The organism is Bacillus halotolerans (assembly GCF_001517105.1).
Taxonomy (GTDB): domain Bacteria; phylum Bacillota; class Bacilli; order Bacillales; family Bacillaceae; genus Bacillus; species Bacillus halotolerans.
On sequence record NZ_LPVF01000008.1, the window covers coordinates 857,587 to 871,763 of the forward strand.

Here is a 14,177-nt window from a genome sequence, read left to right on the forward strand (position 1 = left end):
TTTCGATTATGTTCAGTAAATCAGACCTACAACTGCCGCTGTTAAAAAGCTGACAAGCGTGGCACCGTATAATAATTTCAGACCGAAGCGAGCAACGACGTTTCCTTGCTTTTCATTCAGACCCTTAACAGCACCGGCAATGATACCGATGGAAGAGAAGTTCGCGAACGAAACGAGGAATACTGAGACAATCGCTGTTGTACGGCCGCTGAAATGAAAACCGTTTTGCGAAAGAGACGTCATGGCGACAAATTCGTTCGATACCATTTTTGTTGCCATAATGCTTCCGGCGTTAACAGCTTCATTCCATGGAATACCAACAAGAAAAGCGAATGGAGCAAACACATATCCAAGCAGGTCTTGGAAGGAAATACCGAGTACAGCGTTAAAAATACCATTGATCAAAGCAATAATCGCGACAAATCCGATCAGCATCGCTGCGACAACAACCGCTACTTTGAAACCATCTAAGATGTATTCTCCGAGCACTTCGAAGAAGGATTGTTTTTCTTCATTTTCTACACGAAGCATATCCTCATCTTTTGCGACCTCGTAAGGATTAATAATAGAGGCAATGATAAAACCGCCAAATAAGTTCAATACAAGAGCCGTTACGACGTATTCAGGCTTCAGCATCGTCATGTAAGCGCCGACGATTGACATAGATACGGTTGACATCGCAGAAGCGCAAAGCGTGTACAACCGCTGCTGTGACAGTAAACCGAGTTCTTTCTTTAAGGAGATAAATACTTCTGATTGCCCTAAAATCGCAGATGCGACAGCATTGTACGACTCCAGTCTTCCCATCCCGTTAATCTTGCTGAGGGCAAGGCCGATGTATTTAATAATAAACGGGAGGATCTTCCACTTTTGCAGAATCCCGATGAGTGCTGAAATAAATACAATCGGCAAGAGAACGTTCATAAAGAATGTCGATTGATCCGCATTCACCAAACCGCCAAACACAAAGTTGATTCCTTCTGCCGCATATCCAAGCAGGTAGCTGAATCCTTGTGCAAATCCTCCTACGAGAAAATTCCCGATCCCCGTATTGAGGAGAATGTAACCGAGAATAAACTGCAAAATGAGCATGACAATAATTGGGCGGATCTTAATTCTTTTTTTGCCGCTGCTCGCGATCCACGCAAGGCCTAAAAACACGATTAAACCGATAATCCCAATCAAATACTTCATATGTGTTTCTCCTTTATTTGTATTCGCTTACATTATTATTTCCCCGGAAAGAAAAGCAGGACCGGAAAGCGATGTGCCTTCCGTCTGCTTCTTAATAATTGTCTCCGCCGGCTCCGTTTTCTCCTTTTACAATGGAAACGCCTGCGCTTGCGCCAATGCGGCTAGCACCTGCTTCGATCATCGTGTCTACATCTTCTTTCGTTCTGATACCCCCGGATGCTTTTACGCCGATATCAGGTCCTACTGTTTTGCGCATTAAAGCGATATCTTCCTTCGTTGCGCCGCCTGTTGAGAAGCCTGTTGAAGTTTTCACGAAATCCGCTCCCGCAGAAACCGCTAAACGGCATGCACGCTCTTTTTCTTCATCTGTCAGCAGGCATGTTTCAATAATAACTTTGACAAGCGCTTTACCGGCTGCAGCTTCCACTACACCGCGGATATCCGCTTCCACTACGTCGTCTTCTTTGTCTTTCAAAGCAGCGATGTTAATGACCATGTCCACTTCAGTGGCGCCTTTTGAAATCGCATCCTTCGTTTCGAACGCTTTTGTTTCTGTTGTGTTGGCGCCGAGCGGGAAGCCGATGACTGTACACACGTCAACTCCTGTGCCCTCAAGCTCTTTTGCAGCCAGCTGCACCCAAGTCGGGTTTACACATACAGAAGCGAATTTGTATGTTTTCGCTTCTTCTATTAATTTCAAAATATCCGCTTTTTGTGTATGCGGTTTCAAAGCTGTATGATCAATTTTATTGGCTAATGGCATCCTTCGCACACTTCCTTTTTTGTTAAGATATTTTTTAGCATAACCGACTTTTGAACATATGTAAATTGGTAATTGAAATTTTGTTCAGCGAATGGTCTGAAGGTGTCACAAATCATTAACAAGTGCCCTTGCGGTATGCTGGTCAATGATTAACACGTTGGCATATTTTCCTGTTAACGCACCATGGATGGAGGACACTTTTCGGCTTCCGCCGGCCACTAATATAGAGCGTTCCTTCAGCCTCAGATCCTCAAGCTCGACGCCGATGGTCCGGTCATTGATGGCGGTGCTGCAAATCTTCCCTTCCTCGTCAAAGAAACGCGAACAGATATCTCCGACAGCCTGATTTTTCAGCAACGCTTTCTCTTCTTCGTTAAAATAGCCGAGCCGGAATAACAGCGCTTCGTCACGGACTGTTCCCACAGTGAAAAGAGCGATATTCGCCTGCTTGCCCATCTCAATGATCCGCTCGATATGACGGTCTTTCTCCACCATTTTCTTCACATCCGCATTATCAAACACGACGGGAAGCGGAAGATAGCGCGGCATCGTTTGAAAAGCCTCTGCAAACAGCTGAATCGTTTCAGCTGAATAGGTGTTTACCCGGGAATGGCTGATGCCGCCTTTCAGCTGGACGACCTCTACGCCTTTTACCTGCTTTGGCTGCATGTTTTGCGCGATCTGATACATGGTGGTTCCCCAGCTGACGCCGACGATGTCGCCGTCTTTTACCGTTTCATGCATATATTCTGCACCGTACCGGCTCAAGCCATGTGTGATTGCTGCATAGTCCGGTGTCGGAGAAAACACAACGTGTGCTTCGAGAAGCCCGTATTTCTCTTCCAGCATGGAACCGAGCGCATCTAAATCCTCAAAAGGGTCCATGACGCGAATTTGGACAAATCCTTTTTCTTTTGCGTATTGCAGCAATCGGGAAACGGTCGGCCTCGAAATGCTGAGCTGCTCTGCGATTTGCTGCTGACTGTAGTCAGACTGATAGTAAAGCCTTGCCGCTTCTATGCTTAATTGTTGTTTTTCCCGATCCATTCCGCACCTCCCCTTGGATCAGTTCATGGTGAACCTGCTTTCGATTTGCTTTTATTATACAGGCTGGCAGCTGCTTTCATCCACCTGATTTGCAAGAAACTGAAAAACGCTCTGGCACAGAGCTTCCCAGAGCTTATTTTTCCCACTTCATATATTGATAAATGCCTTTCATAATGGCGTATATTCCATATAACACAAGCCCGCACGCCAAAAAGATCAGAATCACTCTGCCATGCGGCTGCTGCGCGAGCTCGGCGAGCGCCCCGTCAAAGCCTCTTGTGTCGTCCGGATCAGAGGTGAGAGCGGTTTTTATGAGAAAGAAGCCGATGGCTGAGAAAATAATGGCACGGGCGATGTTGCCTGCGCGTCCCGTGTTTTTTGCAATACATATCATTTCTTTGCTCATTTTTGACGTATCAAATTCTCTCATAAAAGAAGCCCGGATACCTTTCATGAATTGAACCATCGCAAATAGGATAAAGCCCGCTCCTGTGAGTCCCGTCAGCCACTGCCCAAACGGCTGCGCCAATATATAAGCGGACCACGTCTGTTCTGAAGTGCTGCCGCTCCCATGATCAAAGACAAACCGAAGGGCATTCCACGCAATTGATGCGTATACGGCGGCGCTGAACAAATTTCCCGTTCTTCGCGACAGGCCCCTTCTTCCTGTGCCGTGGCCCTCTGTATCCTTAATCGCACTCAGCACCATCCATATGACATACCCGATGAGTCCGACTCCGATGAAGAAAAGCAGAATCGATCCGTATGGCATGCGTGATAAGGTTTGGAGCGCTCCGCTTGAATCCTTTGCCCCGCTGCCAGCTCCGGCAGCCGTCATCAATGCCAGAATGCCGAGCAAGATAAAAACGCCGCCAAATGTAAAATAACCAAGCCTTCCGAACCGCTGTATCCAAGGCTTGGTTTCCTGTTTTATTTTAGAGATGCACTGGTCCTTCGCATCCATGTGCCCAACCCTCTTTCCGGAAACGTTACTGTATCATTTCCCGAATGAGAAGAATTGAAACAGACTACCCTTCAAGAGAATCGTGTCTTTGCTTTTTGGCTGTATAGGCGGGGGTCGTCCAGGCAGCTGCCGCGACAGCTGTGATGCCGCCGGCTAATTTCCCGATGATCATGGCCGCTGCCATTTCTTTCTTCATTCCCGCCACAAAGCCGAGGTGGCTGCCGAGCACAAAGGCTGCGCTGACCGCAAACGCGACATTGATAACCTTTCCTCTCGGCGTCATGTCTTTTAATAAGGCGAACATGGGGATAAGGTGTGCCAAAGAAGCAACCATTCCCGCTGTCGCTGCCTGGTCTAAGTGTAACAGCCTGCCTAATGTATGGAGCGGTTTCTCAAAAGCTTTTGTGATAAAAGCTGTCAGCGGAAAAGCGCCCGCCAATACAACCGCGATGGTGCCTACGGTTTGTATGCCTGTTTCAATCTTTTCGAGGCCAGGTATGAATACAAAGCCTGTCATTGTTTCAATCGAGACAGCAACAAGCCCAATGATCGCAACAATACTGACAGCCTTCCCGAAAACGTGAAATACGCGGATTGTCTTGTCGGTGCAGCGCCATAGTCCAAAAGCGATAACCGCAGAAAAAAGACTTGGAATCAGAATGTTTTTCAGGATCAATCCCATCTCAAATCCCGCAGCTAACCCGCCTGCGAAGCATCCGATCGGCACAGTGCACAGTCCGATTAAAATGCCTTTTGCAAAATACGGGTGATCCTGTTTTTCAATCATGCCAAGAGCGACGGGAATGGTAAACACGATCGTCGGCCCCATCATCGTCCCCAGAAATACCCATGAAAACAAGCCTGCGTCCGGATCTTTCGCCATTTCTTCTGCCAGCGCATAGCCTCCCATATCAATGGCCAAAATGGTGTTGGCAAAGGAGGAAGGGTCTGCGCCAATGGCGGCATAGACCGGAGACACAACGGGAATCAGTATGGCCGCAAGCACTGGCGCCAGCGACACAATCCCGACCATTGACAGCGCAAGCGGTCCCATGGCCTTAAAGCCTTCCGCAAACCGCTCGCCAAGCCCCCACCTGTTTCCCAAGCAATAATCGGCTGCTCCCACTAATAAAAAGACTGCCAGAATACATACAACCGCATCATTTACCGTCATGGCCTTTCTCCTTTTTCAAACGTATGATTTGGCTTTATCATATCATCTGAAGGAGGGGATGAGAGGCGGATTCTAATCTAAACGCGATAAAAATTCTTTCATATCAGCGCGCTCAATGGCCTCTATGATATGCGCTGCTTTTTGCACATTACTTAGCAGCGCTGATTTTAATTTTTCTTTTACGTCTTCTTCAGACAGACCGTTTCCGGGAGCTCCCTTTGGGCAGTCCACCCGCGCTTCACATATGCGTCCATCTGATAAAAACGCCCGAACAATGGTGAAACGGCCTTTCGGAACCGCTTGAGAGGCTGGCTGAATGCGATTGTCATACACACGCTGAATATGACGCATTGCGCCCTGCATATGATTTGGTATGGGCTCGCTGTTGAAATGTTCAGCAATCAGCTTCTGTCCGTGCAGGGCAAGGGCAATGACATATTCAACGCTGAAGCGGCCTTCCTCTCCTGTTTTTGGTGATCTTGCCGTTAATGCAGCATCTCCGCCAGGCGGAAAAACGACTTCAATCCGTTCTGTATTGTCAGCAGAAATGGCTTCCTGAGAGATAAGCTCGCGAATGGCATCTGCCGCGTGGTGCGCCGCAGAGCAGAATGGATAGATTTTAAACCATAAACCTGGCTTCACGATTCGCCACGGTTCGCCCCAATGGCTTAACAGCGTGGTTTGGGCCTTGTCTACATCACCGTATAGGCTGAAGAAACCTTTTTCTCCATCCAGTGCCGTACGAGAGCCTCCAACATCAGATTGAGCCAGCTTAACAGCAAGCAAGCCTGATTGAGCTGCCAGCCCTGCGTGCAGCGGTTTCATTTCTGTGCCGAATTGCACCCTCATTCCGGCTGACTGCGTTGCGGCAAAACCGATTGCTTTTTCCAGTTCTTCTTGAGTGAGTTCCTCCGCGTACCCTACAGCACAGGCGGCGGCTATGGCTCCGAGCGTTCCCGTATTATGCCAGCCTTTTTCATAGTGCGGGCTGCCAATCGACTCCCCAAGCCTTGCCATTACTTCCACACCAACAATATAAGCGCCAAGAAGCCGCTCGTCACTTTCTCGAGCGGCAGCTGAAGCAATGAGTGCCGGCAAAATAACTGCACTCGGATGTCCCCTTACATCGGAATGGACATCATCGAAATCCAGAGCATGGGCGATAAATCCATTGAGCAGTGCAGATTGTAATGGCGCTGCCTTTTTCCCTTGTCCGATAATAGGGACAAGGGGCGTGCCGCCTTCCTCTTCGATCAGATGCAAAAGCTTTTGAATGCCGTTTTCTTCTCTTCCGGCAAATGATGCGGCTGTAAAATCGAGCAATCCCTTTTTGGCTTCACGCATCGCGTCAGGGGCGTTCTCAGGCTGTGATAATCTTACGGCCTCAGCAAGACCTGCTGTCAGCTCTGTTTGGATCATTTGATTGACCCCAGTACAATAACAGCCAGCTCAGCAAAGTAGCTGGATGCAACTTGCAGTGCGTCTTCATCCAATGTAAACGCGGGGTGATGCCATTCCTCTGTGCCGTTTGTTCCCATCCAGACAAAGAGGCCGGGAATTTTTTCTTGATAAAGAGCGAAGTCTTCTCCGCCCGGAGATTGCTCCGCATGAACCGTTTGATAGCCAAGCCGGGCCGCAGCTTCTGACGCCGCGTTCAAAAACGTGCCGTCATTCTGAACGGACGGCAAATAAGGAAACCACCGGAATTCGGCCTGTGCCCCGTAGCCCGCGGCGATTCCTTCAGCCACTCGTTTCATATGCTCCGGAACGGCCTTTCTCGCTTCTTTTTGGAAGGTGCGAACGGTGCCCTCCATTTCAGCCTGGTCCGGAATCACGTTCCATGAACTGCCTGCCTGTAATCTTGTGATACTGACGACCGCGTTTTGCAGTGAGCTGATGTTGCGGCTGACCACAGATTGCAGACCGCTGACCATTTGGCCTGCCGCTGCTATGGGATCAATGCTGTTATTGGGAATGCCGGCGTGTCCACCTTTTCCTTTCACAACAATCTCAAACCGATCTACGCTTGCCATGAGCGGACCTTCCTTTATCCCAATGGTGCCGACAGGCAAATCAGGCTTATTGTGCATGCCAAAAATGGCGGAAACATCGTCCAGCACGCCTGCTTCTATGACTTTTCTTGCTCCTGCGGCGATTTCTTCCGCTGGCTGAAAGATAAAGCGGACAGTGCCTTTCAGCTCGTCTCTTCTTTTATTCAGCAAAATGGCCGTGCCGATAATGGAAGCTGTATGAAAGTCATGCCCGCACGCATGCATCGCGCCGTCAATCTTAGAGGCAAACGGCAAATTCGTCTGTTCTTGGATCGGGAGCGCATCAATGTCTGCTCGTATCGCGATCACAGGTCCGTCTGACTGCCCTTTGATTTCCGCAATTACACCTGTTTCTAATTGAGGAACGTTAAGAATCTCTATATGTTCTTCCTCGAGCCAGCGGCGAATTTTGGTTGTCGTTTCAAACTCTTCAAATGAAAGTTCAGGGTGTGCATGAAGGTCACGCCGCATATTGATTAAACGTGTATGAAACGTTTCTTCGGCCATTCTTCTTCTTCCCTTCTATATAAGCTCTGCAGGCTCTCCCACCTGCTTGATAAATCGTTTCGTCCGTTCGTTTTTCGGATGGTCAAACAGTTCTTCAGGCGTTCCCTGCTCGATAATATGGCCGTCCGCCATAAAAATCACTTGATCGGCAACCTCTCTTGCAAATGCCATTTCGTGTGTGACGATGATCATTGTTGTTTGTTTTTCCGCAATCGATTTGATGACCTGAAGCACACCCGCCACCAGCTCCGGGTCAAGCGCCGAAGTCGGTTCATCCAGCAAAATCGCATGCGGATTAACCGCAAGTGCCCGCGCGATGCCGATTCGCTGCTGCTGGCCGCCGGACATTGTGATCGGGTAGCTGTCAGCTTTATGCTCTAATCCGACCTGCCTCAGAATCTCCATCCCAATACGGTTCGCTTCATCTCGTGATTTTCTTTGAGCCGTGATTAAAGCCTCAGTAATGTTTTGCAGGGCGGTTTTATTTTTGAACAGATTGTAATTTTGGAAGACCATGGCCGTTTGCTGACGGAGCTGGTACGCTTCCTTACGTGTAAACTTTTCCGCGTTCAGTTTGGCTTCTCCAATTTCAATGATGCCTTGATTGGGGCGCTCCAATAGGTTCAAGCACCGAAGAAGCGTTGATTTTCCGGAACCGGACGGACCGATGATCGCCACCACTTCTCCGCGTTTTACTTCTAGGTCGATTCCGTCCAGCACGACCAGATCTTTAAACGCTTTGCGAATATTTTTTACTTTTATCAACTGATTTCACCTCTAAGTCCGGTATGGCTTGCTCATGGCGCGTTCAAACAAGTCCTGCAGGATACTGTAAATGATTGTAAGAACCCAGTAGACAATCGCAACCGCCAAATAGGTTTCAAAATACTTCAGATTTCCTGATGCATACATCTTACCTTGCGCAAACATCTCCATGACACCCAAAGTAAATGCCAATGAGGTTTCTTTTAGGAGGCCGATAAATGTATTACCCGTTGCTGGTATCGCATTTCTGACTGCTTGCGGAAGGATAATTCGTCTGTAAGCCTGAAGTTTCGTCATACCGACAGACAGGCACGCCTCCAGCTGCCCTTCATCAACAGAGTTAAGGGCGGCGCGGAAGATTTCTGCCAAATAGGCGGCGTTTTTTAAACTTAAACCGATAATGGCAGCTGTGAGAGCTGTCATCTTGCTCATCTCCGGAAACAGCTGCGGCAGCCCGTAATAAATTAAGAACAGCTGCACAAGTGTCGGCACGCCCCGGAAAAATGAGATATACAGCTTTGACAGCTGATGAAGCACTGGAATTTTGTTTTTTGTAATGAGTGCGAGAATAAGTCCTCCGATAATCGCAAAAATCATAGCTGCTACAGCCATAAACAATGTAATCGGAAGGGCCTGAATTAAAGTCGGGAATGCTGAGATCATGAATTCCCAATCAATCGTATTCATTCTTGTGGTTCACCGCCGTTTCTTAATGCTTCTGTTCTGCTGTGATATCTTCGTTAAAATATTTTTCTGACAGCTTTTTAAGCGTTCCGTCTTTGCGCAGTTCATCGAGCGCTTTATTGACTTTTTTACGGGTCTTGTCGTGCGCGTCATCCTTGGCAAATGGGAATGCGACTTGTTCGTACACAATCGGATCTCCGGCAAGCTTCAACGGCAAGCCTGTTTTCTTAATTTGCGCGATCAGCACACTTCGGCTGTTTACGTAAGCGTCCACACGTCCGTATGCGACATCCTTCAGCGTGCCTTCCTGTGTTTCGTATGTTTTGATATCGATTTTTTTGTCAGGATCTTTGCTTTCAAGGTTTTTCGCGTGATTTGAACCTAAAACAGCAGCTACTGTCTTTCCTTTTAAATCGTCTGCTGATTTGATGTCATTGTTGTCTTTTTTGACGACAATCTGTGTTCCTGCATAAGAGTACGGTTCTGTGAAGTTGTACATTTCCTTGCGTTCATCTGTCACCGCTACCTGATTGGAAATGGTGTCAAGCTTGCCTGTTTGAAGCTCTCCCATCAGACCGCTGAATTCGAGCAGCTTCCAGTCCAGTTTCATGTCGATTTTCTTTGCAACAGCTTCCATTACTTCTACATCAAAACCTGTCAGCTTTCCGTCTTCTTTATAAGCGAACGGGTAGCTCTGTCCGGTCGCACCCACATGAAGTACGTTGTCATCCTCTTTACTGCCGCTGTTTCCATTGCCGCAAGCTGATAGCACAGCTAATAACGCAGCAACTAACAGCACAGTCCATTTTTTCATTTTCATTTGATTTTCCCGCCTTTTATCTTTTATAGGTCATTTCGCAGTTGTTTTTTCATATAGACTGTCATATGTCCTTTGCCCAGGTCTTTCTCGCCTGCTCGGACATATCCTTTTCTTTCATACATCTCGATCAGCCACGGGTGCTTATCCGCTGTTCCTAGCGATACAAACGGAACCTTTAACGTATCGCGCAGGATGGTCTGCTCAAGCCATTGAAGCAGCTTTGTCCCGACTCCCTTTTGCCCGGTTTCAGGATCAACAGCGAACCACCAGATATGAGGAACGCCATACGGTCCGGGCTGCTGTCCCCAAGGCATTCGTAAGGAGATGGTCGCGATGATCCGCCCGTCTTCTTCCATGACGTAACAGGCGTTTTTTCGGATATTGTTTAAGACCAGATCCAGATCCGCATGGGCCGCGGCAAAACGAATGCCGAGCTTTCGAATCGGTTCATAGGCGCGCCATGTCAGCTCGAGAAGCTGTTCGGCATCACATTCAGCTGCGAGGCGATATTGCGTCTTCATCGAGCGTTCCTCCTTACTTCGCATAACGGTTTACCGGTTTTTCTAAACCAAAATGCTCTCTCAATGTTGTGCCTTCATATTCGTTTCTGAACACGCCGCGCTCCTGTAAAATCGGAACCACTTTGTCAACGAACAGTTCAATTCCTTCCGGAAGAAGCGGAGGCATAATATTAAATCCGTCACAAGCTTTATGATCGACCCATTCCTGCATCTTGTCGGCAAGCTGTTCCGGCGTTCCGACAAAAATGTGATGGCCTCTGGAGCCTGCAACGTATTTGTAAAGCTCACGTATTGTCATATTGTCTCGTTCAGCCATTTCTTGAACAAGCTTAAATCGGCTCTTCACCGCGTTTGATGCATCCGCGTCGAGCTTTGGCAGCGGCCCGTCAAGCGGATATGCAGACAAATCAATTCCGCCTAAATAATTCTGCAGGATTTGCAGACCGACAGATGGAATGATTAAATCTTGAAGCTCTTGATATTTAGCCCGCGCCTCTTCTTCAGTGTCTGCGATGACCGGAAAAATGCCCGGCATGATCGCGATTTTCTCAGGATCGCGGCCAAACTCGGCTGCCTGCTTTTTAATTGATTGATAAAATTCCTGTGCCGATTCCAAATGGTTTTGCGCCGTGAAAATCACTTCAGCCGTTTTGGCAGCCAGCGCTTTCCCATCCCCTGATGAGCCCGCCTGAATAATGACCGGCTGGCCCTGCGGCGTTCTTGAAACGTTCAGAGGCCCGCGGACTGAGAAATAATCTCCTTTGTGGTTGAGCTCGTGCATTTTTTCTTTATCGAAGAATTCACCTGTTTCTTTATTGCGGATAAAGGCGTCCTCTTCCCATGAATCCCAAAGCCCCTTTACGGCCTCGACAAATTCTTCTGCCCGCTGATAGCGCAAGTGATGTTCGAGATGCTTTTCCCCGCTGAAATTCAGCGCTGTTGACTCAATGGATGAGGTCACGACATTCCATCCGGCACGGCCGTTGGACAGGTGATCCAGTGAGGCGAATTGTCTGGCAATGTGAAACGGCTCGCTATAAGTAGTAGAAGCTGTCGCTGTCAGGCCAATTCTTGACGTCACCTGCGCCAAAGCTGAGAGCAAAGTAAATGGCTCAAACCTTGTAAGCACATTCGGATGCGATTTGCTGTCAATTGACAGGCTGTCTGCTAAAAACAGCATATCCAGCTTGCCCCGCTCCGCTGTTCTCGCCAGCTGTTTAAAATAATCCAAGTTCATGCTCGCATCCGCAGGCGCGTCCGGATGCCGCCAAGACGCAACATGATGTCCGGTCCCCGCAAGAAAAACTCCTAATTTGATTTGCTTCTTTTTGCTTGTCATGACGTTACTCCTTTTATAATGTTTTAGGCTGAAAAGTCCGAAAAATAAACTCCTATATTCCTAGTCGTTTAATATGAATAAATCAAAATGTACATTTGTATTGCGAGTTTGTCAATGAGTTGAGATTAATTTTTTCTATTTAAGCTGAAAAGACCCTTGCGTGACCATAATGGAACGGCATTGGTTCATTCAACTAGTGCAATAACCTCTATATCGGCAAGAAAACTGAGTCTGATGAAGCAAAGACTCAGTTTTTATATAAGATTTCGCCATTTCCTTTCCCTTTTCTTTCGCTTTTAGCAAACTGCCTACCCATTCAAACGCCGTAACGATCGTATAAAAAAACAGCTGACTCCGGATTTAAACCGGAATCAGCTGATTGATGTGAATTAATTAAGCTCATGAATACTTTCTTCTGCTTTAGCGGAAAACACTTTAGGCTCCAAACAGTCAAGGTCTTCATGAAACAAATTTACTTTTTGGATTTGCCGATTGTCATAGTGGTGGAAATAGTAGTTTCCCGTGTCGTTGCACATCACGGAAGTATATTGCGTATAATGAATTTCGTCTTTTTCCGTTATCACTGCGCCCTTGGGTATCGTCATATTTGCCAAAATTTGAAAAGCGGCTGTTACACCTTTCGTTTCATCGGCTGCCGGCTCTAGGTGTTCTTTCAAATAAACAGCTCTGACAAACCGGGAGGGCGGTGTATAATCCCCCGGCAGGCCTACAGTCCCTAGGCCTTGGCCAAAAGCGGAAAGGGCTAAGCCGCCCATTTCTTTGCTCTCTAATTGCTTCGGTCTGATTCCTGTATATTGCTGCAGATTGGTTACATGCCATGTAAAGTCGGGGCTGTTCGTCATGACACCAGGCTGATTGTCATAGACGTTGAGGCCATCTGCTCTCGGTTCTATCGTCAGGCTGCGTCCCGTCCGGTCTGACAATATCCAGTGAAGCGGTAAAACCGTATCCAATAGATCTAATTTTTTCTCTGCAATCGTTAAAGATCGAATCTTTTCTTTCACGTCATCCAAAGACTTACAGACTGACAGCGCCCATGTCACAAACTCATGCGGGGCAATGTGTACGGTGTCCTCCCGTATCGTTTTTTCGTACTCCGCATAGCCCGGAAAATAAAGTGCAGCACACGATAAACCGTTTTCATTAACGCCGTCTGCAAATAAAATATTTCCGAGTTTTCTTCCCATACCGATAAATGCGTACTGTGTCTGATGGGCCTTTCCGTCAGCTTCACTACTCCAACTGTAACGGCGCGGATAGAGAATAACCTCTGTCCCCAGCTGAAATGCAAAATCCATTGTTCTCGCTAATACATGTTTACGGTCAGCGGTTTCCAATGTAAGACTTGTGCACATCTGATCAGTCCCCTTTTCAATTCAGATTAATATCATACATATTGTGAACGAATTGGTTTTATCAGCATAACGAAAGTCAAATCGATTCGTCAAAGAATTGACATTACATCAAATAAAACGAAAAAATCCAGCCTTTAAAAGGCTAGATTTTTTATTTAGCCAAAACAAGCTCGTGAATCGCATGCGCAACACCATGTTCATTATTGGAGCGCGTTTGAAAGTTTGCGGCCTCAAGCACTTCCGGAATGGCGTTTGCCATGGCAACGCCGCAGCCGGCCCATTCGATCATTGTCAGATCGTTGCCGTTGTCGCCTATGCTCATGACTTCCGCCTGCTCGATTCCGAGCAGATTCGCCAGCTGACGCACAGCGTTTCCTTTGCTTGCTTCCGGATGCAGAATTTCGTAAAAGAAAGGAGCGCTTCTGACCATCGTATACTTTTCTCTCACGTCTTTCGGTATCGATGTAATGACTTGGCTTAAGTGTTCTGGTTGATCAATAAACATCACTTTCGGAATGAGAATGTCTTTAGGCATCTCCTCAATCTTGCGGTAATGAAGCGGCACCTGTGTCACGTACGACTCATATACGGTAAATTCGCTGATATCACGGTTAGGCGTATACAGGTTGGCTGAGTCGAAGAAGTGCATCGGTGTCTTCAGCTCTAAGCTCAGATCATATAATGATGCCAAATCATCATATCCTAGAGACAATTCCGTCACCACTTCTTTTGTATGCGTATTTTGAACAAGCGCCCCATTATAGGCAATGACGTAGTCGCCTTCCTCAATTAAATTGAGTTCATCTAAGTATCTCCGAACACCTCCGATAGGCCGGCCGGTGCAAAGGACAATTTTTACCCCTTCCGCTTTTGCGGCATGCAGTGCGTCGCGGACCTCCGCCGTCACTTCATGATGATCATTTAAAAGTGTTCCGTCCATATCAATTGCTATTAATTTGTACATCCTGCATC

At 47.5% G+C, this 14,177-nt stretch carries 14 protein-coding genes and 1 pseudogene; all 15 read right to left on the bottom strand.

What is annotated here, in order from left to right; all coding sequences use genetic code 11:
• Window positions 1-12: 12 nt before the first annotated feature.
• On the bottom strand, window positions 13-1,194 hold the full coding sequence (gene nupC, locus AU387_RS06785) for a nucleoside permease NupC (protein WP_059292196.1): 1,182 nt from the start codon (window positions 1,192-1,194) through the stop codon (window positions 13-15).
• Window positions 1,195-1,285: 91 nt separating this feature from the next.
• On the bottom strand, window positions 1,286-1,957 hold the full coding sequence (gene deoC, locus AU387_RS06790; RefSeq protein WP_059292195.1) for a deoxyribose-phosphate aldolase: 672 nt from the start codon (window positions 1,955-1,957) through the stop codon (window positions 1,286-1,288).
• A gap of 105 nt (window positions 1,958-2,062) precedes the next feature.
• Window positions 2,063-3,004, bottom strand: coding sequence for a DNA-binding transcriptional repressor DeoR (gene deoR / locus AU387_RS06795; protein WP_059335261.1), 942 nt, complete (start codon window positions 3,002-3,004; stop codon window positions 2,063-2,065).
• A 133-nt stretch (window positions 3,005-3,137) separates the two neighbouring features.
• Window positions 3,138-3,968 (bottom strand): DUF1206 domain-containing protein, encoded by an 831-nt coding sequence (locus AU387_RS06800; protein ID WP_059335262.1) that lies wholly within the window; start codon window positions 3,966-3,968, stop codon window positions 3,138-3,140.
• Window positions 3,969-4,032: 64 nt separating this feature from the next.
• On the bottom strand, window positions 4,033-5,142 hold the full coding sequence (gene eutH / locus AU387_RS06805) for an ethanolamine utilization protein EutH (RefSeq protein WP_059335263.1): 1,110 nt from the start codon (window positions 5,140-5,142) through the stop codon (window positions 4,033-4,035).
• Between the two features lie 72 nt (window positions 5,143-5,214).
• Complete coding sequence (locus tag AU387_RS06810; RefSeq protein WP_059335264.1) at window positions 5,215-6,561, bottom strand: MmgE/PrpD family protein; 1,347 nt, start codon at window positions 6,559-6,561, stop codon at window positions 5,215-5,217.
• A complete protein-coding gene (locus AU387_RS06815) occupies window positions 6,558-7,700 on the bottom strand; it encodes a M20 peptidase aminoacylase family protein (protein WP_044160066.1) in 1,143 nt (380 codons plus the stop codon). Before AU387_RS06815 ends, AU387_RS06810 begins: the two co-directional genes overlap by 4 nt.
• Before the next feature lie 15 nt (window positions 7,701-7,715).
• Window positions 7,716-8,465 carry an amino acid ABC transporter ATP-binding protein gene (locus AU387_RS06820; protein WP_059335265.1) on the bottom strand — a complete coding sequence of 250 codons (750 nt, stop codon included), beginning with the start codon at window positions 8,463-8,465 and terminating at the stop codon, window positions 7,716-7,718.
• A gap of 12 nt (window positions 8,466-8,477) precedes the next feature.
• A complete protein-coding gene (locus AU387_RS06825; protein WP_024123423.1) occupies window positions 8,478-9,152 on the bottom strand; it encodes an amino acid ABC transporter permease in 675 nt (224 codons plus the stop codon).
• Between the two features lie 22 nt (window positions 9,153-9,174).
• Window positions 9,175-9,969, bottom strand: a complete 795-nt coding sequence (locus AU387_RS06830) for an amino acid ABC transporter substrate-binding protein (RefSeq protein ID WP_059335266.1) — start codon at window positions 9,967-9,969, stop codon at window positions 9,175-9,177.
• A 23-nt stretch (window positions 9,970-9,992) separates the two neighbouring features.
• Window positions 9,993-10,490, bottom strand: a complete 498-nt coding sequence (locus tag AU387_RS06835; RefSeq protein ID WP_059335267.1) for a GNAT family N-acetyltransferase — start codon at window positions 10,488-10,490, stop codon at window positions 9,993-9,995.
• Between the two features lie 13 nt (window positions 10,491-10,503).
• Complete coding sequence (locus tag AU387_RS06840; RefSeq protein WP_059335268.1) at window positions 10,504-11,829, bottom strand: LLM class flavin-dependent oxidoreductase; 1,326 nt, start codon at window positions 11,827-11,829, stop codon at window positions 10,504-10,506.
• A 185-nt stretch (window positions 11,830-12,014) separates the two neighbouring features.
• Window positions 12,015-12,232: pseudogene (locus tag AU387_RS20405) on the bottom strand (hypothetical protein).
• Window positions 12,219-13,205, bottom strand: a complete 987-nt coding sequence (gene yxeI / locus AU387_RS06845; protein ID WP_059335269.1) for a penicillin V amidase — start codon at window positions 13,203-13,205, stop codon at window positions 12,219-12,221. Before yxeI ends, AU387_RS20405 begins: the two are co-directional and overlap by 14 nt.
• A 151-nt stretch (window positions 13,206-13,356) precedes the next feature.
• Complete coding sequence (gene yidA, locus AU387_RS06850; protein ID WP_059335270.1) at window positions 13,357-14,169, bottom strand: sugar-phosphatase; 813 nt, start codon at window positions 14,167-14,169, stop codon at window positions 13,357-13,359.
• Between the last annotated feature and the right edge of the window lie 8 nt (window positions 14,170-14,177).

Coding starts and splice junctions, on each gene's coding strand:
- nupC (WP_059292196.1), bottom strand. CDS start 1,194: ATGAAGTATTTGATTGGGATTATCGGTTTAATCGTGTTTTTAGGCCTT.
- deoC (WP_059292195.1), bottom strand. CDS start 1,957: ATGCCATTAGCCAATAAAATTGATCATACAGCTTTGAAACCGCATACA.
- deoR (WP_059335261.1), bottom strand. CDS start 3,004: ATGGATCGGGAAAAACAACAATTAAGCATAGAAGCGGCAAGGCTTTAC.
- AU387_RS06800 (WP_059335262.1), bottom strand. CDS start 3,968: ATGGATGCGAAGGACCAGTGCATCTCTAAAATAAAACAGGAAACCAAG.
- eutH (WP_059335263.1), bottom strand. CDS start 5,142: ATGACGGTAAATGATGCGGTTGTATGTATTCTGGCAGTCTTTTTATTA.
- AU387_RS06810 (WP_059335264.1), bottom strand. CDS start 6,561: ATGATCCAAACAGAGCTGACAGCAGGTCTTGCTGAGGCCGTAAGATTA.
- AU387_RS06815 (WP_044160066.1), bottom strand. CDS start 7,700: ATGGCCGAAGAAACGTTTCATACACGTTTAATCAATATGCGGCGTGAC.
- AU387_RS06825 (WP_024123423.1), bottom strand. CDS start 9,152: ATGAATACGATTGATTGGGAATTCATGATCTCAGCATTCCCGACTTTA.
- AU387_RS06830 (WP_059335266.1), bottom strand. CDS start 9,969: ATGAAAATGAAAAAATGGACTGTGCTGTTAGTTGCTGCGTTATTAGCT.
- AU387_RS06835 (WP_059335267.1), bottom strand. CDS start 10,490: ATGAAGACGCAATATCGCCTCGCAGCTGAATGTGATGCCGAACAGCTT.
- AU387_RS06840 (WP_059335268.1), bottom strand. CDS start 11,829: ATGACAAGCAAAAAGAAGCAAATCAAATTAGGAGTTTTTCTTGCGGGG.
- yxeI (WP_059335269.1), bottom strand. CDS start 13,205: ATGTGCACAAGTCTTACATTGGAAACCGCTGACCGTAAACATGTATTA.
- yidA (WP_059335270.1), bottom strand. CDS start 14,169: ATGTACAAATTAATAGCAATTGATATGGACGGAACACTTTTAAATGAT.